Origin of the sequence: Pseudomonas sp. Teo4 (assembly GCF_034387475.1) — a bacterium.
Taxonomy (GTDB): Bacteria; Pseudomonadota; Gammaproteobacteria; order Pseudomonadales; family Pseudomonadaceae; genus Aquipseudomonas.
Genome location: NZ_JAXCIL010000002.1, coordinates 302,597 through 326,991 on the forward strand (window position 1 = coordinate 302,597; position 24,395 = coordinate 326,991).

Here is a 24,395-nt window from a genome sequence, read left to right on the forward strand (position 1 = left end):
GCTCATAAAGTGGCCGATTATAACCACACCCGGGCGCTGGTGACAGGCAGCAGCGCCAAGGGGCGGCGTGGAATGCGAAAAACCGACGCCTGACCCGCCTTCAGCTTCAGTGCAGGGCCTTGCGGGCAAACTGCCGGGGCCGGAAACCGCACAGGTACAGGCAACCGAAATAGGTCACCACACCCGCCAGGATCAACGCTCCCAGGCGCACGAAACGTTCGAGCATGCCGCCTTGCTCCCAGGCCGGCAAATAATGCATGCCCACCAGCAACACCGCCGACATAAGCGTCACCGCCAATACCAGCTTGAGCAGGAACATGGCCCAGCCTGGCTGTGGCTGGAACAACTGCTGGCTGCGCAGCTTCCAGAACAGCAGCCCGGCATTGAGGCAAGCACCAAGGCTGATGGCCAGGGCCAGGCCGGCATGCTGGAGCGGGCCGATCAAGGCCAGGTTGAACAGCTGGGTGCAGACCAGGGTGAAGATGGCGATTTTCACCGGCGTACGAATATTCTGCTGCGCATAGAAGCCTGGTGCCAGTACCTTGACCAGAATGATTGCCAGCAGGCCCACGGAATACGCAATGAGCGCACGCTGGGTCATGGCCGCATCGAAGGCGCTGAACTTACCGTATTGGAACAGCGCCACTGTCAGCGGCTCGGCCAGGATCGCCAGGGCCAGGGTGCAGGGCAGTACCAGCAGGAAACACAGACGCAGGCCCCAGTCGAGAATCCGCGAATACTCCTCACGGTCCTTGTTGGCGTAGGTCTTGGCCAAGGTCGGCAGCAGGATGGTGCCCAACGCTACTCCCAATACGCCCGAGGGCAGTTCCATGAGGCGGTCGGCGTAGTACATCCACGACACCGAGCCCGCCACCAGGAAGGACGCGAAGATGGTGTTGATGATCAGCGAAATCTGACTGACCGACACCCCAAGGATGGCCGGCAGCATTTGCTTGAGCACGCGCCAGACGCCAGTGTCCCGCAGGTTCAGGCGCGGCAGCACGAGCATGCCGATCTTCTTCAGCGCCGGCAGCTGGTACACAAGCTGCGCCAGGCCACCTGCCAGTACCCCCCAGGCCAGCGCCATGATGGGCGGGTCGAAATAGGGCGTCAGCAACAACGCGAAGGCGATCATTGCCACGTTCAGCAGGGTCGGGGTGAACGCCGGGACAGAAAAACGGTTCCAGGTATTGAGGATCGCGCCCGCCAGGGACGACAGCGAGATCAGCAATATATAAGGAAAGGTCACCCGCAGCAGCGCGGTGGTCAGCTCATATTTCTCGGGGCTGTCAACGAACCCGGGTGCGGTTACCCACACCACCCAGGGCGCGGCGAGGATGCCCAAGGCGGTGACCAGGGCCAAGGCCAGGGTCAGCAGACCACTAACGTACGCGATGAACGTGCGGGTCGCTTCCTCGCCCTGCTGGGTCTTGTACTCAGCCAAAATCGGCACGAAGGCTTGCGAGAACGCGCCTTCGGCGAAAATGCGCCGCAGCAGGTTGGGCAGCTTGAAGGCGATGAAGAAGGCGTCGGTGGCGATACCAGCGCCAAATACACGCGCCAGGATGGTGTCACGTATGAAGCCCAGAACCCTGGAAATCATGGTGATGGAGCTGACAGCGGCGAGGGATTTGAGCAGGTTCATCGAAAAGTTTCACGCCAAGGGCAGAGGACGCTGCCAGACAGCGTCTTAATGTGCGATACTCCCGCGCCTTCGCATGGGAGCCAAAAATTCCCGAGTTTACAGGTCGCGCAGCAGAAAGGAATATTTCCCTCTTGTTGGCGCACCGCTCGGCGGAACCCTGCAGGTGGCCTTGACATCCGCTCGACTGATCGGCATGATTCGCGGCCTATTTTGTTTGCTATTTACCTAAAGTCTTTCGAGGAGCTCGACGGTGGCCAACACACCTTCCGCCAAGAAACGTGCAAAACAGGCTGAGAAGCGTCGCAGCCACAACGCCAGCCTGCGTTCCATGGTCCGCACCTACATCAAGAATGTAGTTAAAGCCATCGACGCAAAAGACGCCGAAAAAGCGCAAGCCGCCTACATTCTGGCTGTGCCTGTAATCGACCGTATGGCCGACAAGGGCATCATCCACAAGAACAAAGCTGCTCGCCACAAAGGCCGTCTGAATGGCCACATCAAGGCGCTGAAAGAAGCTGCAGCTGCCTAAGCGACGCGCTTGTCGAAAAACCGACCCTAGGGTCGGTTTTTTATTGCCTGCGATTTCGCTGCCTGTACCGGCCTCATCGCCGCGGTTCGTCGCCACGACGAGCCGGCTACAGGTAGTGCGTTGATCTCGAGGTCGGCGCGGTCCTTGTGGGAGCCGGCTTGCCGGCGATTGGGGCCGCAATGCGGCCCCTCCCCATTAATGCCACCTACTTGGCAATCTGGATCTTCGGCGCCCACTGCAGCCACTCATCCTCAGCCTTGTCGAACAAGGCAAAGGTCTGCTGAGGCCTGGCCGGGTTACCCATCTGCTCGCCATCAGGTGTTGCGAAGGCAATACCACCGTCAATCAGCGTCTCCACCGACTCGGTGCGCACCGTGGCGCCTTTGAACAGCCCCCAATCAAAGCCAAAGCCACTGCTGTTCCAGAAGCGGCTGCCGCTACGCACCAGGGCGGCGTAGCGAGGCTCGATCAGGATGTGGATCAACACCCGGTCGGCATTCTGCCCAAGCTCAAAGCCCGTGACCTTGCCTACCGCAACCTCACGGTAGGTGACGGGGACGCCCGGCTTTATAGAGCCACGGCGTGGCGCACTAAGCGTCAAAGGCAAGCCAACTTCCGCTTCGGTGAACGCCGGAGCATCTGCCAGCGCAATGAAATCGCGCTGCGGTCCCTTGTCCTTTGCCGCCGGCAACACTTCCAGATACTGCCCGCCCACCAGGGTGTCCAGGTTCTCGGTACGAACAAGACCAAGTGAAGGCTTCACCACCCAGAACTGGGTACCGACGCGCGCAATACGGTCAGCTGCCTCGGTAATGCGTGCACGCAGCAGTACTGCCTGCAGGTCAGCAGTCAGGTCGACGCTCTCGACACTGCCCACATCCAGCCCACGGAAACGAATCGCGGTACCAGGCTTCAAGCCATCGGCCCGGTCTACACGAATGGTGACCAAAGTACCGGAACGGTTCACAGCCTCCTGGCTGTCATGCAGACGGAAGCGAGGGATTCGGCGCTTGAGCGCCACGTTCGGGGTTGGCGTGTCGAATGCAATCCCGCCCGCCATCAGCGTCTGCAACGACTCACTCTTTATCTTGATGCCCGACAGTCCACCGGTCAGCGTAATGCCACTGACATTCCAAAACCGTGACGAGCCATTGACCAGGTTTTCGTATTCCTTCTCGATATGCACGCCAATCAGGATGCGCTTGCTGTTGCGCGCAAACTGGTAGCTCTGCACGCTGCCGACCTTCACTTGACGGTACATCACCGGGCTACCGATCTCGAGGGAGCCCAGCGTGTCGGCGAACAACACCATGTGCAGGCCCGGCGCTTTCAGGTCGAGCGGTGGCGCCTTGGGCCGGGCTTCGAACTCGCGCAGGGGCTTGGCGCCCTTCTCACCTGGGCGAATCGCGATGTAGTTACCCTTGACCAGGGCTTCCAGGCCGGTGATGCCTGCCAGCGAGATCGACGGCTTGACCACCCAGAACTGAGTACCTTCTACCAGATAGTCCTCGGCCAGCGGGTCCAGCGTCAGCTCGGCCGTGGCACTGCCCAGGTTGTCCTCCATCTTCAAGGCCTTGAGCGAACCGACCTGGATACCTTTGTACATCACCGGCGTACGACCGGCCTGCAGGCCTTCATAGTCGGTCAGTTTGACCTTGATCCGGATGCCCGCCTGGGCTGCATCGAAGTCTTCGTACAGACGGAACGGCAAGCTCGGGTCGGTGGGCGGGCTGTCTTTGCGGTACTCCGGTGTGGCGAAGGCGATACCCCCTGCCACGATGCTGGACAGCGACTCGCTGCGCACCTTCACCCCGGACAAGTCAGCGTCGATGCTGATGCCGCTGGCATTCCAGAAACGCGTGTGTTTTCGCACCAGGCTGGCGTAAGCCGGCTCGATGAACACTTTGATCTCGACGGTTTCCTGGTCCTCGGACAAGCGGTAGCTCTTTACCCGGCCAACCTTGATTTGCTTGTAGAACACGGGGCTGTCGCGGTTAAGCGAGCCTAACCGGTCAGCTTTCAGGGTAAGGTGCAGGCCCGGCTCGGTATCCGATAGCGGTGGCGCCACCTCCAACGCAGTGAAACGCTTGGTGCGCTCCCCCTCGCCCGGACTGACAGCAATGTAGTTACCCGACACCAGCGTTTCCAGGCCGGAAATGCCCGCCAGACTGACACTGGGCTTCACCAGCCAGAAGCGCGTCCCCTTGGTCAGGTGAGGCTCTGCAGCCTTGTTCATCTCGATGGTGGCGATCACCCCTTGGTTTTCGCCTTTGGCATCAAGTACAAGGCTCTTCACCTTGCCAACGGGCATGCCCTTGTAGATGACCTCGGTCTTGTTGGCGACGATTCCTTCACCACTCTCGAACCGAACCTCGATTTCCACACCAGCATCGCGATAGGCCTGCCAAGCCAACCACCCACCGATCAGCAAAGCGATCAGCGGCAAAATCCAGATAGCCGACCAATTTGAAGCTGGACGGGTTCTCGCCGTAGGCATATCACTCATGGTCGTCATCCGACTCCGTGTTATCCCAGATCAGTCGGGGATCAAAAGTTAAAGCTGCGAGCATCGTCAGGATCACCACAGTGGCGAATGCAACGGCACCCAAGTTGGCTTCGACACTGGCGATACGCCCGAAATTCACCACGGCCACCAAAATGGCGATGACGAAGATATCGAGCATGGACCAGCGCCCAATGAATTCGATGAAGCGGTACATCAGAATCCTTTGCCGCGCCGACAAAGGCTGGTGACGCTGCACCGAGTAGAGCAGCAGGGCGATACCCACCAACTTGAAGGTGGGCACCAGAATACTGGCAATGAAGACCACTGCGGCAATGGGCAGCATGCCGTGCTGTAGCAGGGTGATGACACCGGACATGATGGTGTCGGGGCTGCCTTGCCCGAGCGCGCTGACGGTCATGATCGGCAGCACGTTCGCCGGGATATAGAGAATCGATGCGGTAATCAGCAAAGCCCAGGTACGCACGATGCTGTTCGGACGACGCGCATGCACGATAGCGCCACAACGCGTGCAGGTCTGCGTAGCGTTGTCGGCCTCCTGGTGGTTCAACTCGTGGCATTCATTACAGACCAGAATGCCTGCATCAATCGCCCGCATGGAGATCCTCCCCCGAAAGTGCACTCCAGATCTGGTGCGGCGACATCACCACCTCAAGCCATACCTGAACCAGCAAAAGACTGATAAAGCAGAACAGGCCCAGCCCTATGGTGAGCTCGGCCAGGTCGACAAGCTTGACGATTGCCACCAGCACGCCCATGAAATACACCTCGAGCATGCCCCAGTCCCGCAAGTGGTGGTAAATGCGATAGAACAGCAGACCGTAGCTGCGCCCTACATTCAGACGAATGCTCAGGAGCACCAGCAGCTGGCACAGCAGCTTTATGACAGGAATGGCCATGCTACACAGGAAGACCACCACGGCCACACCGCGCATTTCTGAATTGTACAGACCCAGTACTCCCGTCCAGACGGTGTCGTCAGAGGTCTGGCCGAGCAGATGCAGCTGCATGATCGGCAGGAAATTGGCAGGCACGTAGAGCAACAAGGCTGTCAGCACCAGGGCCAGGCTACGGTTGACCACATTGTGCCGGTGAGCGTACAGCTCATAGCCGCAACGGGGACACTGGGCCTTCTCGTCATGCTGCAACACCGGCTTGCGCATCAACAGGTCGCATTCATGGCAGGCGACGAGTTCTTTGAGGGGAAGTTGGTCTAGCGCTTCAGGTTCTAAAGGGTTGGGCATACAGAGCTTCTGAATGGGTGCGTCGGCTCTATTCTAGTGATCTGGCTGGAAATGTGGGAGGCGACTATTGCCGGGGAAACAGAGGTTACGGCCGCTGCATGGCACCGGCTTCGCCGGTGATCGCCGGCAAGCCGGCTTCCACATGGACCGCGACGCTCTCAAGATCATTGCAGTACCTGTAGGAGCCAGCTTGTCGTGGCGACGAACCGCAGCGATGGGGCCGGTACAGGCAACTCAAGACAGTTGCTCCCACAGCCTGCGGTGGGAGCCTACCTGGATAAACCCGGAAAAGACAAAACCCCTACCTGCATGCGCAGATAGGGGTTTTGCGAAATGAATCTTGACGATGACCTACTCTCACATGGGGAAACCCCACACTACCATCGGCGATGCATCGTTTCACTACTGAGTTCGGGATGGGATCAGGTGGTTCCAATGCTCTATGGTCGTCAAGAAATTCTGTAGCCAGAATGTCTTAGGAACACTCTTGGCGAATTCGGATATGTGAATTTGTGATGTTACGAATTTTCGGTTATTTCGTCTTCACCACCGCAATCTGCGTCAGCAAATTGCTTGGGTGTTATATGGTCAAGCCTCACGGGCAATTAGTATTGGTTAGCTCAACGCCTCACAGCGCTTACACACCCAACCTATCAACGTCGTAGTCTTCGACGGCCCTTTAGGGGATTCAAGATCCCAGTGAGATCTCATCTTGAGGCAAGTTTCCCGCTTAGATGCTTTCAGCGGTTATCTCTTCCGAACATAGCTACCCGGCAATGCCACTGGCGTGACAACCGGAACACCAGAGGTTCGTCCACTCCGGTCCTCTCGTACTAGGAGCAGCCCCTCTCAAATCTCAAACGTCCACGGCAGATAGGGACCGAACTGTCTCACGACGTTCTAAACCCAGCTCGCGTACCACTTTAAATGGCGAACAGCCATACCCTTGGGACCGGCTTCAGCCCCAGGATGTGATGAGCCGACATCGAGGTGCCAAACACCGCCGTCGATATGAACTCTTGGGCGGTATCAGCCTGTTATCCCCGGAGTACCTTTTATCCGTTGAGCGATGGCCCTTCCATACAGAACCACCGGATCACTAAGACCTACTTTCGTACCTGCTCGACGTGTTTGTCTCGCAGTCAAGCGCGCTTTTGCCTTTATACTCTACGACCGATTTCCGACCGGTCTGAGCGCACCTTCGTACTCCTCCGTTACTCTTTGGGAGGAGACCGCCCCAGTCAAACTACCCACCATACACTGTCCTCGATCCGGATAACGGACCTGAGTTAGAACCTCAAAGTTGCCAGGGTGGTATTTCAAGAATGGCTCCATGAGAACTGGCGTCCCCACTTCAAAGCCTCCCACCTATCCTACACAAGCAAATTCAAAGTCCAGTGCAAAGCTATAGTAAAGGTTCACGGGGTCTTTCCGTCTAGCCGCGGATACACTGCATCTTCACAGCGATTTCAATTTCACTGAGTCTCGGGTGGAGACAGCGCCGCCATCGTTACGCCATTCGTGCAGGTCGGAACTTACCCGACAAGGAATTTCGCTACCTTAGGACCGTTATAGTTACGGCCGCCGTTTACCGGGGCTTCGATCAAGAGCTTCGCTTGCGCTAACCCCATCAATTAACCTTCCGGCACCGGGCAGGCGTCACACCCTATACGTCCACTTTCGTGTTTGCAGAGTGCTGTGTTTTTAATAAACAGTCGCAGCGGCCTGGTATCTTCGACCGGCATGGGCTTACGGAGCAAGTCCTTAACCCTCGCCGGCGCACCTTCTCCCGAAGTTACGGTGCCATTTTGCCTAGTTCCTTCACCCGAGTTCTCTCAAGCGCCTTGGTATTCTCTACCCGACCACCTGTGTCGGTTTGGGGTACGGTTCCCAGTTATCTGAAGCTTAGGAGCTTTTCTTGGAAGCATGGCATCAACCACTTCGTCGCCTAAAGGCAACTCGTCATCAGCTCTCGGCCTTGAGATCCCGGATTTGCCTAAGATCTCAGCCTACCACCTTAAACTTGGACAACCAACGCCAAGCTGGCCTAGCCTTCTCCGTCCCTCCATCGCAATAACTGGAAGTACAGGAATATTAACCTGTTTTCCATCGACTACGCTTTTCAGCCTCGCCTTAGGGACCGACTAACCCTGCGTCGATTAACGTTGCGCAGGAAACCTTGGTCTTTCGGCGTGGGAGTTTTTCACTCCCATTGTCGTTACTCATGTCAGCATTCGCACTTCTGATACCTCCAGCAAGCTTCTCAACTCACCTTCACAGGCTTACAGAACGCTCCTCTACCGCATCACCAGAGGTGATACCCGTAGCTTCGGTGCATGGTTTGAGCCCCGTTACATCTTCCGCGCAGGCCGACTCGACTAGTGAGCTATTACGCTTTCTTTAAAGGATGGCTGCTTCTAAGCCAACCTCCTAGCTGTCTAAGCCTTCCCACATCGTTTCCCACTTAACCATGACTTTGGGACCTTAGCTGACGGTCTGGGTTGTTTCCCTTTTCACGACGGACGTTAGCACCCGCCGTGTGTCTCCCATGCTCGGCACTTGTAGGTATTCGGAGTTTGCATCGGTTTGGTAAGTCGGGATGACCCCCTAGCCGAAACAGTGCTCTACCCCCTACAGTGATACATGAGGCGCTACCTAAATAGCTTTCGAGGAGAACCAGCTATCTCCGAGCTTGATTAGCCTTTCACTCCGATCCACAGGTCATCCGCTAACTTTTCAACGGTAGTCGGTTCGGTCCTCCAGTCAGTGTTACCTAACCTTCAACCTGCCCATGGATAGATCGCCCGGTTTCGGGTCTATACCCAGCGACTAAACGCCCTATTAAGACTCGCTTTCGCTACGCCTCCCCTATTCGGTTAAGCTCGCCACTGAATATAAGTCGCTGACCCATTATACAAAAGGTACGCAGTCACCTAACAAAGTAGGCTCCCACTGCTTGTACGCATACGGTTTCAGGTTCTATTTCACTCCCCTCTCCGGGGTTCTTTTCGCCTTTCCCTCACGGTACTGGTTCACTATCGGTCAGTCAGTAGTATTTAGCCTTGGAGGATGGTCCCCCCATGTTCAGACAAAGTTTCTCGTGCTCCGTCCTACTCGATTTCATTGATAAGAGATTTTCGTGTACGGGGCTATCACCCACTATGGCCACACTTTCCAGAGTGTTCCACTAATCTCAAACCAACTTAAGGGCTGGTCCCCGTTCGCTCGCCACTACTAAGGGAATCTCGGTTGATTTCTTTTCCTCAGGGTACTTAGATGTTTCAGTTCCCCTGGTTCGCCTCTTGTACCTATGTATTCAGTACAAGATAACCAGCTTATGCTGGCTGGGTTCCCCCATTCAGAGATCTCTGGATCACAGTCTGTTTGCCGACTCCCCAAAGCTTATCGCAGGCTACCACGTCTTTCATCGCCTCTGACTGCCAAGGCATCCACCGTATGCGCTTCTTCACTTGACCATATAACCCCAAGCAATCTGGTTATACTGTGAAGACGACATTCGCCGAAAATTCGCATGTTGCTCAATTAAGAGCAGAACTCACAAATTTTACCTTAGCCTGATCCACCAGCAGTGAAACTGGTGTTCAGTCTATATCTATCACATATCCGAATTTTTAAAGAACGATCTGACAAAAGTCAGAAATCAACATTCGAACTGAATGTTCATTTCTAAGTTCTGACAAGTTACTGCGTAAGTGGTGGAGCCAAGCGGGATCGAACCGCTGACCTCCTGCGTGCAAGGCAGGCGCTCTCCCAGCTGAGCTATGGCCCCGTATTCTACGGCTGAACCATGTAATGGTAGGTCTGGGCAGATTTGAACTGCCGACCTCACCCTTATCAGGGGTGCGCTCTAACCAACTGAGCTACAGACCTATAACAGGGTCGCGTTACAGCATCGTCTTTATACAAAGAATCAAGCAATTCGTGTGGGAGCTCATCAGCAGGCTGATGTCGTCGATTAAGGAGGTGATCCAGCCGCAGGTTCCCCTACGGCTACCTTGTTACGACTTCACCCCAGTCATGAATCACACCGTGGTAACCGTCCCCCCGAAGGTTAGACTAGCTACTTCTGGTGCAACCCACTCCCATGGTGTGACGGGCGGTGTGTACAAGGCCCGGGAACGTATTCACCGCGACATTCTGATTCGCGATTACTAGCGATTCCGACTTCACGCAGTCGAGTTGCAGACTGCGATCCGGACTACGATCGGTTTTGTGAGATTAGCTCCACCTCGCGGCTTGGCAACCCTCTGTACCGACCATTGTAGCACGTGTGTAGCCCAGGCCGTAAGGGCCATGATGACTTGACGTCATCCCCACCTTCCTCCGGTTTGTCACCGGCAGTCTCCTTAGAGTGCCCACCATAACGTGCTGGTAACTAAGGACAAGGGTTGCGCTCGTTACGGGACTTAACCCAACATCTCACGACACGAGCTGACGACAGCCATGCAGCACCTGTGTCAGAGTTCCCGAAGGCACCAATCCATCTCTGGAAAGTTCTCTGCATGTCAAGGCCTGGTAAGGTTCTTCGCGTTGCTTCGAATTAAACCACATGCTCCACCGCTTGTGCGGGCCCCCGTCAATTCATTTGAGTTTTAACCTTGCGGCCGTACTCCCCAGGCGGTCAACTTAATGCGTTAGCTGCGCCACTAAAATCTCAAGGATTCCAACGGCTAGTTGACATCGTTTACGGCGTGGACTACCAGGGTATCTAATCCTGTTTGCTCCCCACGCTTTCGCACCTCAGTGTCAGTATCAGTCCAGGTGGTCGCCTTCGCCACTGGTGTTCCTTCCTATATCTACGCATTTCACCGCTACACAGGAAATTCCACCACCCTCTACCGTACTCTAGCTCGCCAGTTTTGGATGCAGTTCCCAGGTTGAGCCCGGGGCTTTCACATCCAACTTAACGAACCACCTACGCGCGCTTTACGCCCAGTAATTCCGATTAACGCTTGCACCCTCTGTATTACCGCGGCTGCTGGCACAGAGTTAGCCGGTGCTTATTCTGTCGGTAACGTCAAAACAGCAAGGTATTAACTTACTGCCCTTCCTCCCAACTTAAAGTGCTTTACAATCCGAAGACCTTCTTCACACACGCGGCATGGCTGGATCAGGCTTTCGCCCATTGTCCAATATTCCCCACTGCTGCCTCCCGTAGGAGTCTGGACCGTGTCTCAGTTCCAGTGTGACTGATCATCCTCTCAGACCAGTTACGGATCGTCGCCTTGGTGAGCCATTACCTCACCAACTAGCTAATCCGACCTAGGCTCATCTGATAGCGCAAGGCCCGAAGGTCCCCTGCTTTCTCCCGTAGGACGTATGCGGTATTAGCGTTCCTTTCGAAACGTTGTCCCCCACTACCAGGCAGATTCCTAGGCATTACTCACCCGTCCGCCGCTGAATCAAGGAGCAAGCTCCCGTCATCCGCTCGACTTGCATGTGTTAGGCCTGCCGCCAGCGTTCAATCTGAGCCATGATCAAACTCTTCAGTTCAATACTGCTTGGGTTTTTAAGAAACCCTAAACTTGGCTCAGCAATCTCAAATGACTATGTGATTTCTCGCATGGCCACTTGTGATGCTGATAATCTTTGTGACTATCAGTCCGTACTCACAAGCACCCACACGAATTGCTTGATTCGATTTGTTAAAGAGCGTTTGGTTAAGAGTGTTTCGTCTCAACCGAGGCGCGCATTCTACGCTTTCCTCATTTGCTGTCAAGTGTTTATTTTGAAGTTTTTTGCGAGAAACTCGTTTAGCTTCAAACACTTGGCTCGCTGCGATCTCTCGTAGCGGGAGGCGAATAATACAGCGTTTAAAAACGTTGTCAACCACCTCTTTCAGCGCTTCTTTCCGCTTTCGAAACGCTCAACCTGTTGATTAACAAGGAGTTTTTCGTTTCGACTGCGTCGGAAGTGGGGCGCATTATAAGGGGATTCAGAAACCGGTCAACCCCTAAATCTCATTAATTTCAAATAATTGCAAAAACAAAACGAGGAGGCCTTCCGGCCTCCCCGCTTCTTATACAGCGATTACAGGCTTGGGAACGCGAACTGCGAAGCCTCATGGCTCGCACGCTGCGGCCAGCGCTGAGTGATCGCCTTGCGACGGGTATAGAAGCGCACACCATCCGGGCCGTAGGCGTGCAGGTCGCCGAACAGCGAACGCTTCCAGCCGCCGAAGCTGTGATAAGCCACAGGCACCGGCAGCGGTACGTTGACGCCGACCATGCCCACTTCGATCTCGTCGCAGAACAGGCGCGCCGCTTCACCGTCACGGGTAAAGATGCAGGTGCCGTTGCCGTACTCGTGATCGTTGATCAGCTGCATGGCCTGCTCCAGGCTGTTCACGCGTACCACGCACAGCACCGGGCCAAAGATCTCCTCTTTATAGATGCGCATCTCTGGGGTCACCTTGTCGAACAGCGTGCCACCCACGAAATAGCCATCTTCATTGCCAGCCACACGGAAACCACGGCCATCGACCACCAGCTTGGCGCCAGCGGCAACGCCGTCGTCGATGTAACCGACCACCTTGTCGCGGGCAGCAGCGGTTACCAGCGGGCCCATGTCCAGGCCACAAGAGGTGCCAGCACCAATTTTCAGCGCCTTGATCTGCGGCTCCAGCTTGGCGATCAGTGCGTCGGCCACCTGGTCACCCACACACACAGCAACCGAAATCGCCATGCAGCGCTCACCGCACGAACCGTACGCCGCGCCCATCAGTGCACTGACGGCGTTGTCCAGGTCGGCATCCGGCATCAGCACCGCATGGTTCTTGGCGCCGCCCAGTGCCTGGACGCGCTTGCCGCGCTTGGTGCCCTCGGCGTAGATGTACTCGGCGATGGGGGTCGAACCCACAAAGCTCAGCGCCTTGACTTCTGGCGCCTCGATCAGTGCATCCACGGCTTCCTTGTCACCGTGAACTACGTTCAGGATGCCTTTGGGCAGACCGGCTTCCAGCAGCAGTTGGGCAATGAACAGCGTGGAGCTCGGGTCGCGCTCGGACGGCTTGAGGATGAATGCGTTACCGCAAGCGATGGCCAGCGGGTACATCCACAGCGGAACCATGGCCGGGAAGTTGAACGGCGTGATACCGGCTACCACACCCAGCGGCTGGAAGTCGGACCAGGCATCGATGTTCGGGCCAACGTTGCGGCTGTATTCGCCTTTCAATACTTCAGGGGCAGCACAGGCAAACTCGACGTTCTCGATACCGCGCTTGAGTTCACCGGCAGCGTCTTCCAGAGTCTTGCCATGCTCTTCGCTGATCATTTGCGAAATCTTGGCTTCGTTCTGCTCCAGCAGTTGCTTGAAACGGAACATGACCTGGGCACGCTTGGCAGGCGGGGTGTTGCGCCAGGCCGGGAAGGCAGCCTTGGCCGAGTCGATGGCTTCCTGAACGGTCGCGCGGCTGGCCAGTTCGACCTTGCGAACTGCCTGGCCAGTGGACGGGTTGAAGACATCGGCAGTGCGCTCGCCTTTGGTAACCAGCTCGCCGTGGATCAGGTGCTGAACAATGCTCATGCATAACTCCAGATAAAGAAGGTTGAGCCAGGCGCGTGCACTGAGCACGCGCCTTACATCAAAGTCGGAAAGATCAGTCGATCTGGTTCAGGGTTTCGCCTACCGCGTCGAACAGGCGGTCCAGTTCCTGCGGCTGGGTGTTGAAGGTTGGGCCGAACTGCAGGGTGTCGCCACCGAAGCGCACATAGAAGCCGGCTTGCCACAGCTTCATCGCCGCCTCGTACGGGCGAACGATGGCGTCACCGTCACGGGCTGCGATCTGAATCGCGCCAGCCAGGCCATAGTTACGAATATCGACGATGTTCTTGGTGCCCTTGACGCCATGCAGCAGCTTCTCGAAGTGCGGCGCCAACTCGGCAGCCGATTGCACCAGGTTCTCTTTCTGCAGCAAGTCGAGTGCGGCGATACCGGCGGCACAGGCCACTGGGTGAGCCGAGTAGGTGTAGCCGTGCGGGAATTCCACGGCGTAATCCGGGGTCGGCTGGTTCATGAAGGTCTGGTAGATCTCGCTGCTGGCGATGACCGCGCCCATCGGGATTGCACCGTTGGTGACCTGCTTGGCGATGCACATCAGGTCAGGAGTCACGCCGAAAGCTTCGGAACCCGTCATGGCGCCCATACGGCCAAAGCCGGTGATCACTTCGTCGAAGATCAGCAGGATATTGTGCTGGGTGCAGATTTCACGCAGGCGCTTGAGGTAGCCCTTCGGCGGTGGCAGTACACCGGCCGAACCGGCCAACGGCTCAACGATGACAGCGGCGATGTTCGACGCATCGTGCAACTCGATCAGCTTGAGCATCTCATCGGCCAGCGCAATGCCGCCTTCCTCCGGCATCCCTTTGGAGAAGGCGTTCACCGGCAGCACGGTATGAGGCAGGTGATCGACATCCAGCAGTTGACCGAACAGCTTACGGTTACCGTTGACACCACCGAGGCTGGTACCGGCGATGTTCACACCGTGATAGCCACGCGCACGGCCAATGATCTTGGTCTTGGTCGCTTGCCCCTTCAGGCGCCAGTAGGCACGCACCATTTTCAGCGCGGTGTCGGCGCACTCGGAACCAGAGTTGGTATAGAAGACGTGGTTCAGGTCGCCGGGGGTCAGCTCGGTGATCTTCTCAGCCAGCTGGAACGACAGTGGGTGACCGAACTGGAACGCCGGGGAGTAATCCAGGGTGCCGAGCTGGCGTGCAACCGCTTCGGTGATTTCTTTTCGGGTGTGCCCGGCACCGCAGGTCCACAGGCCAGACAGGGCATCGAAAATCTTGCGGCCCTTGTCATCGAACAGATAGCTGCCTTCTGCGGCCACGATCAGGCGCGGGTCGCGCTGGAAGTTGCGGTTAGCGGTATAGGGCATCCAGTGCGCATCCAGCTTGAGCTGGCTGGCGATTCCTGCAGTAGCAGTTTCCGGCATGTTCATCGGCGGTTCCTCGAAAGACGATTAGGCAACGATGGATGTTGTTGCAGCTAAATTGGCACGCGGATAAAGTCTGAAAAAGCCCACATTTCTAATCTTCAGGTAGCGCGATACTAAACTTATGAGCCGACGCCCCGATCCACTCGCGCAAGTCAGTGATTTCGACATACGCCTACTGAAGATCTACCGCAGCGTAGTCGAGTGCGGTGGTTTCTCTGCCGCCGAGAATGTGCTGGGCATCGGTCGCTCGGCCATCAGCCAGCAGATGAACGACCTCGAACAACGCCTGGGGTTGCGCCTGTGCCAGCGGGGCCGGGCTGGTTTCTCGCTCACAGAAGAAGGCCGCGAGGTCTATCACTCGGCGCTGCAGTTGCTCAGCGCCCTGGAAACCTTCCGCACCGAGGTCAACGGGCTGCACCAGCACCTGCGCGGCGAGCTGAACATCGGCCTGACCGACAACCTGGTGACCCTGCCACACATGCGCATCACCCATGCCCTGGCCGAACTCAAGGACCGTGGCCCCGACGTGCGCATTCAGATCCGCATGATCGCTCCCAGTCAGGTCGAGCAAGGGGTGCTCGACGGCAGTCTGCATGTCGGCGTGGTGCCGCAGACCAGCCCGCTTTCAGGCCTCGAATACGAACCCTTGTACAGTGAACGCTCGCTGCTCTACTGCGCAGTGGGGCACCCACTGTTCTATGCCGACGACCAGCAGCTCGACGATGATCGGCTCAACAGCCAGGAGGCTATCGCCCCCACGTTCCGACTACCTGCCGACATCCAGGCCCACTATCAGGCCCTGCACTGCACGGCCAGCGCCTCTGACCGCGAAGGGATGGCGTTCCTGATTCTGACCGGACGCTACATCGGCTACCTGCCCGACCACTACGCCAGCTTCTGGGTTCAGCAGGGCCGGCTGCGCGCCCTGAAACCTGCCCAACGCTTCTACGACCTGAGCCTGAGCTGGGTGACCCGTAAAGGACGCCGGCCAAACCTGGTGCTGGAAAGCTTCCTCGAAAGCCTGGCAGCGACACGCTGATGCCTGTCTCTGACGCTAATGCTTGTCAGTTCAGCGCAGGAAGGTAATCTTGTCCGACATCCGTTGCCACTGACCCGTACGGAATCGTCCATGACCCTTGAAGTCCCTGCGCATCGCCTCTCCGCCTCGGGTAAGCCCGCTGGCCGCATCCGCCAGAAAAACGAACAGGCCATCATCCAGGCCGCCGAAGACGAATTCGCTCGCCATGGGTTCAAAGGCACCAGCATGAACACCATCGCGCTGAAGGCCGGGCTGCCCAAGGCCAACCTGCATTACTACTTCACCAACAAGCTCGGCCTGTACATCGCCGTGCTCAGCAACATCATCGAACTGTGGGACAGCACCTTCAACGCCCTCAGCGTCGACGACGACCCGGCGGTGGCGCTTAGCCAATACATCCGTACCAAGATGGAGTTCTCCCGGCGCAACCCGCAGGCGTCGAGAATCTTCGCCATGGAAGTGATCAGTGGTGGTACTTGCCTCACCGAGTACTTCAGCGCCGACTACCGCGAGTGGTTCCGTGGCCGGGCTGCCGTGTTCCAAGCCTGGATCGACGCAGGCAAGATGGACCCGGTCGACCCCGTGCACCTGATCTTCCTGCTCTGGGGCAGCACCCAGCACTATGCCGACTTCGCGACCCAGATCTGCCAGGTCACCGGCCGCAGCCGTCTGACCAAGCAAGACATGGAGGACGCGAGCAACAACCTTATCCACATCATTCTCAAAGGCTGCGGCATCACGCCGATCGCCTCATAGTCACTTATGCCTTCTACCCTGCTCGACCTCTGCGAATATCGCGAGGAAATCCGCAAGAGCCGCTTCATCACCCTCGCCGGCCCCATCTCCAGCCCCGCCGAGGCGATGAGTTTCATCGAGCGCCACAGCGACCTGGCCGCCACCCATAATTGCTGGGCCTGGAAGCTTGGAGCGCAGTACCGCAGCAGCGACGATGGCGAACCCGGCGGCACGGCTGGCCGGCCGATCCTGGCTGCCATCGAGGCGCAAGACTGCGATCAGGTGGTGGTGCTGGTCATCCGCTGGTACGGCGGCATCCAGCTAGGTACCGGCGGCCTGGCCCGCGCCTATGGCGGTGGGGCCAACAAATGTCTGCAACAAGCGCCGAAACGACTGTTGGTGCAGCGCAGTGAATACACCTGCAGTTGTACCTTCAGCGAACTGGCATTGCTGAAACTTCGCCTGGCCGAAGTGGATGGCGTGGTGCTGGATGAGCAGTTCACCGCCAATGGTGTCGACCTGCGTATTGCCGCAGGCCCAGCGCACATACCGGTGCTTCAAAAACAACTGGCAGACCTGAGCCGCGGCCGGATCATGCTGGAAGCATGCTGAAGTTTGCTCACAACAACTGTGGGTCGGCCTGTGGATAAGCTTGGGGCACTCCCCTGCAGCGCTTGGTATCAAAGGGCTCCAGCGTATTGAGCATATTTTGATCACTGTTTGATGACAGCTGCAAACAACTGAAAGATCAAGACTTATCCCCACCACTGTTCCACAGGCATGGGTTTGCACCCGGCGCGCTTGCACACATTTACTGTGGAGCAGCCTGTGGATAACCCGTTAGCCAATCAGTGAAGTGCCCGGCTGTACACGGTCTCACGCCGCTGTTCATTTTTTAGTCACTTGATAGTCAGGCGCGCGGAACCTGCCTGCAGTATTCTTATTTCCTTTTTCCTACACCGATAAAGGAATGTTCCTATGGCTAACTCAAGAACTGCCCTAATCATCGGCGCCTCCCGTGGGCTCGGCCTAGGCTTGGTGCAACGTCTTCATGAAGACGGCTGGAACATCATTGCCACAGTGCGAGACCCACAGAAGCCAGGTGCCCTCGGCGACATCCCCGGTGTGCGCATCGAACAGCTTGAAATGAACGACACTACCCAGCTCGATGGCCTGAAACAGCGCCTGACGGGTGAATTGTTCGACCTGGTATTCGTCAACGCCGGCGTGATGGGCCCCCTGCCACAGGATGTGGACAGCGTGCAGCCAAGCGATGTCGGCGACCTGTTCATGACCAATGCCGTTGCGCCCATCCGAGTCGCACGCCGCCTGGTTGGCCAAGTGCGCGAAGGCAGCGGTGTGCTGGCCTTCATGAGCTCGATTCTGGGTAGCGTGACCATCCCCGATGGCAGCGAGCTATGCTTGTACAAAGCCAGCAAGGCGGCCCTGAACTCGATGATCAACAGCTTCCTGGTCGAGCTGCAGCGCCCCGACCTTTGCGTGTTGGCCATGCACCCGGGCTGGGTGAAAACCGACATGGGTGGCGAGAACGCCGAGATCGACGTACTGACCAGCACCCGTGGCATGGTCGACCAGATCAACGCACAAAGTGGCAATGCCGGTCTGCGCTTCATCAACTACAAAGGCGAGAGCCTGATCTGGTGAATTGAAAGCCGCGAGGCGAGGCAGTAGACTCGGAACCTCGCCCACGCGGCGGACCTGGATCAGCAGACAGGGCAACACTGAGCTGGCTAACCTGAACCCACTTTCAGAGGAGCCGGCACCATGCCTGCGACCCGTATCTGGTTGAAATCTCCCCTTGCCATCTTCACCGCCAACAACACCGACGCCCGCGGCGGCCTGGTGATCGAAGATGGTCGCATCAGCGAACTCCTCGCCCTTGGCGAAAGCCCCAGCCAACCCTGCGATCAGGTTTTCGACGCCCGCGAGCACGTTGTGCTGCCGGGCCTGATCAACACCCATCACCACTTCTACCAAACCCTCACCCGGGCCTGGGCGCCGGTGGTGAACCAACCGTTGTTCCCCTGGCTGAAAACCCTGTACCCAGTCTGGGCGCGCCTGACCCCGGCCAAGCTCGAACTGGCAAGCCAGGTGGCCCTGGCGGAGTTGCTGCTGTCAGGCTGCACGACGGCTGCAGACCACCACTACCTGTTCCCCCAGGGCCTGGACAACGCCATCGATGTGCAGGTCGAGGCCGTGCGCAAGCTGGGTATGCGCGCCATGCTGACCCGCGGCTCAATGAGCTTGGGCGAGGACGATGGTGGCTTGCCGCCGCAGCAGACCGTACAACAGGGTGAAGTGATCCTGGCTGACAGCCAGCGGCTTATCCACAGCTACCACGAGCGCGGTGAGGGCGCGCAGATCCAGATCGCCCTGGCGCCCTGCTCGCCGTTCTCGGTCACCCCGGAAATCATGCGCGCCAGTGCGACGCTTGCCGAAGAACTGGATGTGCGCCTGCACACGCACCTGGCCGAGACCCTCGATGAAGAAGACTTCTGCCTGCAGCGCTTTGGCCTTCGCACCGTGGACTACCTGGACAGCGTCGGCTGGCTTGGTCCGCGTACCTGGCTGGCCCATGGCATTCATTTCAACGGCGATGAAATGGCCCGCCTGGGTGCCGCCGGTACCGGTATCTGCCACTGCCCAAGTTCGAACATGCGCCTGGCTTCGGGCATCTGCCCGACCGTGGAGCTGGAAGCAGCCGGAGCTCCCGTGGGCCTGGGCGTGGACGGCTCGGCATCCAACGATGCCTCGAACATGATCCTCGAAGCTCGCCAGGCGCTGTACCTGCAGCGCCTGCGCTACGGTGCCGAGCAGATCACCCCCGAACGCGCCCTGGGCTGGGCGACACGTGGTTCGGCAAACCTGCTGGGCCGCCAGGACATCGGTGAGCTGGCCGTTGGCAAGCAAGCCGACCTGGCACTGTTCAAGCTCGATGAACTGCGTTTCTCGGGTAGCCACGACCCACTGTCGGCGCTGCTGCTGTGCGGCGCGGACCGTGCTGACCGGGTCATGGTCGGCGGCCAGTGGCGCGTCATCGATGGCCAGATCGAGGGCTTGGACATCCAGGGCCTGATTGCCGACCACCGCCAGGCAGCCGCGCAACTGATCGCCGGTTGAAGCAACACAGGCCTGGCTTGGCGCATTGCCTGGCCAGGCCCTGTAGAATGGCGGCAACCGTACCTGATTCGAGATATCCCCTATGTATGAATGGTTGAACGCCCTGCCCAAGGCCGAACTGCACCTGCACCTTGAAGGCTCGTTGGAGCCCGAACTGCTGTTCGCACTGGCCGAGCGCAACAAGATCGCCCTGCCCTGGGGGGATGTGGAAGCGTTGCGCAGTGCCTACGCCTTCAACAACCTGCAGGAATTCCTCGACCTCTATTACCAGGGCGCGGACGTGCTGCGCACCGAGCAGGACTTCTACGACCTGACCTGGGCCTACCTGCAGCGCTGCAAAGCTCAGAACGTCATCCACACCGAGCCTTTCTTCGACCCGCAGACCCACACCGACCGTGGCATCCCATTCGAAGTGGTGCTCAATGGCATCAACCAGGCGCTGAAGGATGGCCGTGACCAGTTGGGCATCTCCAGCGGGCTGATTCTCAGTTTCCTGCGCCACCTCAGCGAAGAGGAAGCCCAGAAGACCCTCGACCAGGCTCTGCCTTTCCGTGACACCTTCATCGCCGTCGGCCTCGACAGCTCGGAGCAAGGTCACCCGCCCAGCAAGTTCCAGCGCGTCTTCGACCGTGCCCGCGCCGAGGGCTTCCTGACCGTGGCACACGCAGGCGAGGAAGGCCCACCCGAATACATCTGGGAAGCCATCGACCTGCTGAAGATCCAGCGCATTGACCATGGCGTGCGTGCCATCGAGGACGAACGCCTGATGCAACGCATCATCGACGAGCAGATTCCGCTGACCGTCTGCCCATTGTCGAACATCAAGCTCTGCGTGTTCGAACACATGGGCCAACACAACATCCTCGACATGCTCGAGCGCGGTGTGAAGGTCACAGTCAACTCCGATGACCCTGCCTACTTCGGCGGCTATGTCACCGAGAACTTCCATGCTCTGCACACTCACCTGGGCATGACCGAAGACCAAGCCCGTCGACTGGCACAAAACAGCCTCGACGCCCGCCTCGTTCGCTGATCGGCATCAGCCGACCTTGCAGAGGGCGCTCAGCCCACCTGCAAGGTCGTTACCCTGGCGATCTGGTTGATCTGCTGAATACCCACCGCGGATATGTGCAGCGCCCGGGTGTCTTCTGGCTCGCGAATCCACCCCGACTGCAAGAACAGCTTGAACATCGCCTGACCCAAGCTGCCGCCGATGTGCGGCCCTTGGTCGCTCCACTCGTTACAGTGGCAGAGCGTGCTTCCCCGCTGCTGGCAAGGCGCCAGGGCTTCGATGTAAACGCCGATGGTGGCCAATTCGGTGCGGCCCTGTTCGCTGACCACCAGTTGCCGTCCATTACCCTCCAGCCAGCCAGCGACCACCAGTCGGTGGTACAGCTCACTCGCCAGTTCTCCGCCCAGGTGATCGCCGCAGCGGCGAGCCCTGCGCATCGACAACGGCACCTGCAAAGGCGCCCCCCGAACACCGGAGCCTCTGGCGCTTTCCAGTTGCACGCTGGCCAATGCCTCAACCGCCGCGCCCACTTGCGGAGTGGCCAATCGGAAGTAACGCTTACGCCCCCGCGCTTCCAGCCTGAGCAGGCCTGCCGACGAGAGCAGGGAAAGGTGCGCACACGCCGAGGATGATGTCAGCCCGGTCATCACCGCCAGCTCATCGGCTGGCCGGGGTATGCCGTCTATCAACGCCCATAACATCGCGCTACGTTTTGGGTCGGCCATCAGGCCGGCGATCTGGCTGATGCTGCTGGCTGCTTTCATGTCCTGGTAACTCCCTGCAAGATCACTTTGGTTTCCAATGGCCAACCGTGGCAACGCGCATCACCAGCACTTTGTCTGCCGCCCCTGGCAGGGAAACATGACTCGCTGCCGCTGGCCCCACCGCCAGTATATGCCGGGCCAATGCCCATTCAGGAAAGCCGCAATCGAGCGCTATGCGTTGGGTGTACCGACCCAGGAAAGCCTTGGGTAATCCACGCCAAACCTGGCCTGCGCCGTGAAGACCAGACAAAGCCGCAAGCTAAAAGGACTACAGACACGCTGGAGGAAAGATCGCCCGCTGCATTCGCAGATACTGCCGACAACGGGCTTCCCAAAATAGCGCAAACAAAAGCGAAGGTTCGACATGCTTCCAAACGTTGCATCTGGAGCTGCAGACGCCCTGAAGGCGATGCAACCGAACCGTCAGTCAGGACACTGCTGTCGGTCATGGAATGCGTTCGCCACAGCGCTACACTGACTCGGCCCCCATCAGAGGTATGCCGCGATGAAGATCGTCGTCAGTGCATCAAGCCGAAACCCCAACTGCCCTTGGCAGGTTCAACTCGATCAGCACAGGGTGAGTTTCCGCAGTGAAGCCGAGGCGCGCGCCTTCGTCGCCACGCTGGAAACCAGACTCAAAGCACCTCACACACTCATGCCGGACGCCTGGCCTGCAAGTACCGGGTCAGCAGCGCGACACTGACCACCAACGCACCGCACAAGCTGATGACCATGGCCATCGGCACCGCGCTGCCATCATGCAACAGCCCGACCAGTGCCGCCGCGCCTGCGGCGACACTGAACTGAACGCAGCCCATCAGGGCCGAAGCACTACCTGCCCGCGCACCCTGGCCGCTCATGGCGCAGGCCGATGCATTGGGAATGATGCAGCCCAGGCTGGCAATGCAAACGAACAAGGGCACCAGCAACGGCCACAACTGCGTCGGCCGCGTGGCCGCCACCCCAAGCAACACCAACCCTGCGGCCAGGTACATCCACACTGCGCGCACGAGCAGGAAGGCCGGGCCGCGTTTGGACAGCAAGCGGGCATTGACCTGCGCCACAAGAATGAAGCCCGCTGCGTTGGCGCCGAAGAACCAGCCGTAATGTTCGGCAGGCACACCATAGAGCTTGATGAATACGAAAGGTGAACCGGCGATGTAGGCAAACATCCCGGCGATGGCGATACCCCCGGTCAGGGCATGGCCCAGGAACACCCGATCACTGAGTAAGCGGAAGTACTGGCGCAGTGCACCGGACAGCGGTTGCCGGGGCATGTGCTCAGGCAGGCTTTCCGGCAACCCCATGCCAACCGCCACCAGGCAGGCCGCGCTGAACAGGCTCAGGGTCAGGAAGATCGACTGCCAGCCCGCAAGGTTCACCAGTACCCCGCCAAGCATCGGCGCGAGGATTGGTGCCAGGCCCATGACGAGCATCAGTTGCGAGAACACTTTGGCCGACGCCACTGCATCACACTTGTCACTGACGATGGCCCGCGACAGGACCATGCCGGCGCAACCGCCCAGCGCTTGAACGAACCGCGCCAGGATCAAGGTGTCGAGGTTGGGCGCAAAGGCACAGGCCAAGGACGCCACGGTGAACAACGCCACACCGAACAGCAGCGGTTTGCGCCGGCCAAATCGATCGGCGACCGGGCCGTAGGCCAACTGGCCGATGGACAGCCCGAGGAAGTAGGCCGCCAGGGTGGTCTGGACATGTTGTTCATCGGTGGCGAAGGCCTGCGCCATGGCCGGGAAGGCGGGCAGGTAGAAGTCGATCGCCAAGGGCCCGAACGCACTCAATGCGCCCAGGATCAGCACCATTCTCAGGTTCATCAGGAATCCATAGCAGGCTAAGCAAGTGCGTAAGTCTACCTGCTGCGGACGCCTTCAGTACGAAAACATTTGCAACAAAACAGGGCCATTTCACGCTGCCTGCACTGCCCTCATCGCCGGCAAGCCAGCTCCCACATGGACCGCGCCGACCTTGAGGTCACCGCTGTACCTGTAGGAGCCGGCTTGCCGGCGATTGGGGTGCGAAGCGCCCCCCTGAACCTCAAGCCACCTCGGCCTGATACCCCTCTTCACGAATCGCATCCAGAATCCGCTCGCTCGTCAAATCGCTCTGCACTCGCACCTGCTTGCCAGCCAGATCAACCTCCACCCGAGCCTGCGCATCCTGCTCTTGCACCGCACGAGTCACCGCTTTCACGCAGTGGCCACAGGTCATGCCTTGTACGTTGAACACTTGCATGGGTAACGCCTCCTTCAGGGTTTTACCCAGTTTCAACCTTGCCATTGGGTCAAGGTCAAGTTATACGGCAAACGGCCGGGCTGGAAATCTGCCTTGACCTCGGCCAAGCTGCGCCTTTGACGATTTGGCAAGCAGGAGATTTCTCATGTTCAGGGCAGCATTGGGTGTTGTCGGGTTGCTGGGCGCACTGGCCGCCGTGCCCCCCGCCTACGCCGAGGGCAACTCGGACTACAGCGTGTTGATCATTTCCCGGGAGCGCCTGGAGGTGGCCACCAGCTGCGAAATCGGCATCTACCTCAACGACCAGCTTTCTGGGCGCGTCTTCCAGGAGCAGTCGACCTCCTTCAACCTGCCGCCCGGTCCGGTGGATGTGCGCTTGCGTCTGTTACCGGGGCAAGCGCCTGGCTGTGCTCCCGGCATCGAGGACCAGCGCAGCACCCGTTTGAACCTGCAGGCCGGCCAGATCAACAAATACCGCATCGCCATGGGGCACAATGGGCTTGAGTTGAAGCGAGCCGGCCTGGGCTATTGACCTTCCCCACGTGGC

18 protein-coding genes, 2 tRNA genes and 3 rRNA genes are annotated in these 24,395 nt (G+C 58.5%); 9 read left to right on the forward strand and 14 right to left on the reverse strand.

The features are described 5' to 3' along the window. Positions 1–106: 106 nt before the first annotated feature. Entirely contained in the window at positions 107–1,645 is a 1,539-nt protein-coding gene (murJ, locus tag PspTeo4_RS17785) for a murein biosynthesis integral membrane protein MurJ (RefSeq protein ID WP_322365233.1), read from the reverse strand. Positions 1,646–1,895: 250 nt separating this feature from the next. Here murJ and rpsT point away from each other — a divergent pair, with 250 nt between their 5' ends. After that, positions 1,896–2,174, forward strand: a complete 279-nt coding sequence (rpsT, locus tag PspTeo4_RS17790; protein ID WP_023382471.1) for a 30S ribosomal protein S20 — start codon at positions 1,896–1,898, stop codon at positions 2,172–2,174. Between the two features lie 205 nt (positions 2,175–2,379). Here rpsT and PspTeo4_RS17795 read toward each other — a convergent pair whose 3' ends face one another. The 10 genes from PspTeo4_RS17795 to PspTeo4_RS17840 form a co-directional block, all read right to left on the reverse strand. Then, positions 2,380–4,680, reverse strand: coding sequence for a PqiB family protein (locus PspTeo4_RS17795; protein WP_322365234.1), 2,301 nt, complete (start codon positions 4,678–4,680; stop codon positions 2,380–2,382). Beyond that, positions 4,673–5,296 carry a paraquat-inducible protein A gene (locus PspTeo4_RS17800; RefSeq protein WP_322365235.1) on the reverse strand — a complete coding sequence of 208 codons (624 nt, stop codon included), beginning with the start codon at positions 5,294–5,296 and terminating at the stop codon, positions 4,673–4,675. The genes PspTeo4_RS17795 and PspTeo4_RS17800 overlap by 8 nt, the downstream gene beginning before the upstream one ends. Then, on the reverse strand, positions 5,283–5,942 hold the full coding sequence (locus PspTeo4_RS17805; RefSeq protein WP_322365236.1) for a paraquat-inducible protein A: 660 nt from the start codon (positions 5,940–5,942) through the stop codon (positions 5,283–5,285). The genes PspTeo4_RS17800 and PspTeo4_RS17805 overlap by 14 nt, the downstream gene beginning before the upstream one ends. 338 nt (positions 5,943–6,280) lie before the next feature. Continuing rightward, positions 6,281–6,396 (reverse strand): 5S ribosomal RNA (gene rrf / locus PspTeo4_RS17810). Positions 6,397–6,526: 130 nt separating this feature from the next. Beyond that, a 23S ribosomal RNA gene (locus PspTeo4_RS17815) occupies positions 6,527–9,418 on the reverse strand. A 238-nt stretch (positions 9,419–9,656) separates the two neighbouring features. Next, positions 9,657–9,732: transfer RNA gene (locus PspTeo4_RS17820), tRNA-Ala, on the reverse strand. A 24-nt stretch (positions 9,733–9,756) separates the two neighbouring features. Next, positions 9,757–9,833: transfer RNA gene (locus PspTeo4_RS17825), tRNA-Ile, on the reverse strand. Between the two features lie 86 nt (positions 9,834–9,919). Continuing rightward, a 16S ribosomal RNA gene (locus tag PspTeo4_RS17830) occupies positions 9,920–11,456 on the reverse strand. Together the 16S, 23S and 5S rRNA genes with 2 tRNA genes alongside form the textbook arrangement of a ribosomal RNA operon. A 537-nt stretch (positions 11,457–11,993) precedes the next feature. Further along, positions 11,994–13,487, reverse strand: a complete 1,494-nt coding sequence (locus PspTeo4_RS17835) for a CoA-acylating methylmalonate-semialdehyde dehydrogenase (protein ID WP_014861053.1) — start codon at positions 13,485–13,487, stop codon at positions 11,994–11,996. Positions 13,488–13,560: 73 nt separating this feature from the next. Then, positions 13,561–14,907: an aspartate aminotransferase family protein gene (locus PspTeo4_RS17840; RefSeq protein ID WP_322365237.1), complete on the reverse strand. Its 1,347-nt coding sequence runs from the start codon at positions 14,905–14,907 to the stop codon at positions 13,561–13,563. Between the two features lie 118 nt (positions 14,908–15,025). Here PspTeo4_RS17840 and PspTeo4_RS17845 point away from each other — a divergent pair, with 118 nt between their 5' ends. The 6 genes from PspTeo4_RS17845 (at position 15,026) to PspTeo4_RS17870 (ending at position 20,852) form a co-directional block, all read left to right on the forward strand. Further along, positions 15,026–15,943: a LysR family transcriptional regulator gene (locus PspTeo4_RS17845; RefSeq protein ID WP_322365238.1), complete on the forward strand. Its 918-nt coding sequence runs from the start codon at positions 15,026–15,028 to the stop codon at positions 15,941–15,943. A gap of 90 nt (positions 15,944–16,033) precedes the next feature. Next, the gene (locus tag PspTeo4_RS17850; RefSeq protein WP_322365239.1) at positions 16,034–16,699 is read left to right on the forward strand and encodes a TetR/AcrR family transcriptional regulator; all 666 of its coding nucleotides are present in this window, start codon (positions 16,034–16,036) and stop codon (positions 16,697–16,699) included. A 6-nt stretch (positions 16,700–16,705) separates the two neighbouring features. Further along, on the forward strand, positions 16,706–17,290 hold the full coding sequence (locus tag PspTeo4_RS17855; protein WP_322365240.1) for a YigZ family protein: 585 nt from the start codon (positions 16,706–16,708) through the stop codon (positions 17,288–17,290). 366 nt (positions 17,291–17,656) lie between these two features. Then, positions 17,657–18,343, forward strand: a complete 687-nt coding sequence (locus tag PspTeo4_RS17860) for an SDR family oxidoreductase (protein WP_322365241.1) — start codon at positions 17,657–17,659, stop codon at positions 18,341–18,343. A 120-nt stretch (positions 18,344–18,463) separates the two neighbouring features. Further along, a complete protein-coding gene (locus tag PspTeo4_RS17865; RefSeq protein WP_322365242.1) occupies positions 18,464–19,819 on the forward strand; it encodes an 8-oxoguanine deaminase in 1,356 nt (451 codons plus the stop codon). A gap of 82 nt (positions 19,820–19,901) precedes the next feature. Next, on the forward strand, positions 19,902–20,852 hold the full coding sequence (locus PspTeo4_RS17870) for an adenosine deaminase (protein WP_322365244.1): 951 nt from the start codon (positions 19,902–19,904) through the stop codon (positions 20,850–20,852). A 29-nt stretch (positions 20,853–20,881) separates the two neighbouring features. On the opposite strand, the gene PspTeo4_RS17875 is transcribed toward PspTeo4_RS17870, so the two are convergent. Beyond that, positions 20,882–21,595 (reverse strand): helix-turn-helix transcriptional regulator, encoded by a 714-nt coding sequence (locus PspTeo4_RS17875; RefSeq protein ID WP_322365246.1) that lies wholly within the window; start codon positions 21,593–21,595, stop codon positions 20,882–20,884. 505 nt (positions 21,596–22,100) lie between these two features. Between PspTeo4_RS17875 and PspTeo4_RS17880 the strand changes: the two genes are divergently transcribed. Further along, complete coding sequence (locus PspTeo4_RS17880) at positions 22,101–22,298, forward strand: hypothetical protein (RefSeq protein ID WP_322365247.1); 198 nt, start codon at positions 22,101–22,103, stop codon at positions 22,296–22,298. Here the strand turns inward: PspTeo4_RS17880 and PspTeo4_RS17885 are convergent. Next, positions 22,249–23,430 carry a multidrug effflux MFS transporter gene (locus PspTeo4_RS17885; protein ID WP_322365248.1) on the reverse strand — a complete coding sequence of 394 codons (1,182 nt, stop codon included), beginning with the start codon at positions 23,428–23,430 and terminating at the stop codon, positions 22,249–22,251. The genes PspTeo4_RS17880 and PspTeo4_RS17885 overlap by 50 nt on opposite strands. 220 nt (positions 23,431–23,650) lie before the next feature. Then, on the reverse strand, positions 23,651–23,848 hold the full coding sequence (locus tag PspTeo4_RS17890) for a heavy-metal-associated domain-containing protein (RefSeq protein WP_322365249.1): 198 nt from the start codon (positions 23,846–23,848) through the stop codon (positions 23,651–23,653). 145 nt (positions 23,849–23,993) lie between these two features. Here PspTeo4_RS17890 and PspTeo4_RS17895 point away from each other — a divergent pair, with 145 nt between their 5' ends. Then, complete coding sequence (locus tag PspTeo4_RS17895) at positions 23,994–24,380, forward strand: hypothetical protein (protein ID WP_322365250.1); 387 nt, start codon at positions 23,994–23,996, stop codon at positions 24,378–24,380. The last annotated feature ends 15 nt before the right edge of the window (positions 24,381–24,395 follow it).

Coding starts and splice junctions, on each gene's coding strand:
- murJ (WP_322365233.1), bottom strand. CDS start 1,645: ATGAACCTGCTCAAATCCCTCGCCGCTGTCAGCTCCATCACCATGATT.
- PspTeo4_RS17795 (WP_322365234.1), bottom strand. CDS start 4,680: ATGAGTGATATGCCTACGGCGAGAACCCGTCCAGCTTCAAATTGGTCG.
- PspTeo4_RS17800 (WP_322365235.1), bottom strand. CDS start 5,296: ATGCGGGCGATTGATGCAGGCATTCTGGTCTGTAATGAATGCCACGAG.
- PspTeo4_RS17805 (WP_322365236.1), bottom strand. CDS start 5,942: ATGCCCAACCCTTTAGAACCTGAAGCGCTAGACCAACTTCCCCTCAAA.
- PspTeo4_RS17835 (WP_014861053.1), bottom strand. CDS start 13,487: ATGAGCATTGTTCAGCACCTGATCCACGGCGAGCTGGTTACCAAAGGC.
- PspTeo4_RS17840 (WP_322365237.1), bottom strand. CDS start 14,907: ATGAACATGCCGGAAACTGCTACTGCAGGAATCGCCAGCCAGCTCAAG.
- PspTeo4_RS17845 (WP_322365238.1), top strand. CDS start 15,026: ATGAGCCGACGCCCCGATCCACTCGCGCAAGTCAGTGATTTCGACATA.
- PspTeo4_RS17850 (WP_322365239.1), top strand. CDS start 16,034: ATGACCCTTGAAGTCCCTGCGCATCGCCTCTCCGCCTCGGGTAAGCCC.
- PspTeo4_RS17855 (WP_322365240.1), top strand. CDS start 16,706: ATGCCTTCTACCCTGCTCGACCTCTGCGAATATCGCGAGGAAATCCGC.
- PspTeo4_RS17860 (WP_322365241.1), top strand. CDS start 17,657: ATGGCTAACTCAAGAACTGCCCTAATCATCGGCGCCTCCCGTGGGCTC.
- PspTeo4_RS17865 (WP_322365242.1), top strand. CDS start 18,464: ATGCCTGCGACCCGTATCTGGTTGAAATCTCCCCTTGCCATCTTCACC.
- PspTeo4_RS17870 (WP_322365244.1), top strand. CDS start 19,902: ATGTATGAATGGTTGAACGCCCTGCCCAAGGCCGAACTGCACCTGCAC.
- PspTeo4_RS17875 (WP_322365246.1), bottom strand. CDS start 21,595: ATGAAAGCAGCCAGCAGCATCAGCCAGATCGCCGGCCTGATGGCCGAC.
- PspTeo4_RS17880 (WP_322365247.1), top strand. CDS start 22,101: ATGAAGATCGTCGTCAGTGCATCAAGCCGAAACCCCAACTGCCCTTGG.
- PspTeo4_RS17885 (WP_322365248.1), bottom strand. CDS start 23,430: ATGAACCTGAGAATGGTGCTGATCCTGGGCGCATTGAGTGCGTTCGGG.
- PspTeo4_RS17890 (WP_322365249.1), bottom strand. CDS start 23,848: ATGCAAGTGTTCAACGTACAAGGCATGACCTGTGGCCACTGCGTGAAA.
- PspTeo4_RS17895 (WP_322365250.1), top strand. CDS start 23,994: ATGTTCAGGGCAGCATTGGGTGTTGTCGGGTTGCTGGGCGCACTGGCC.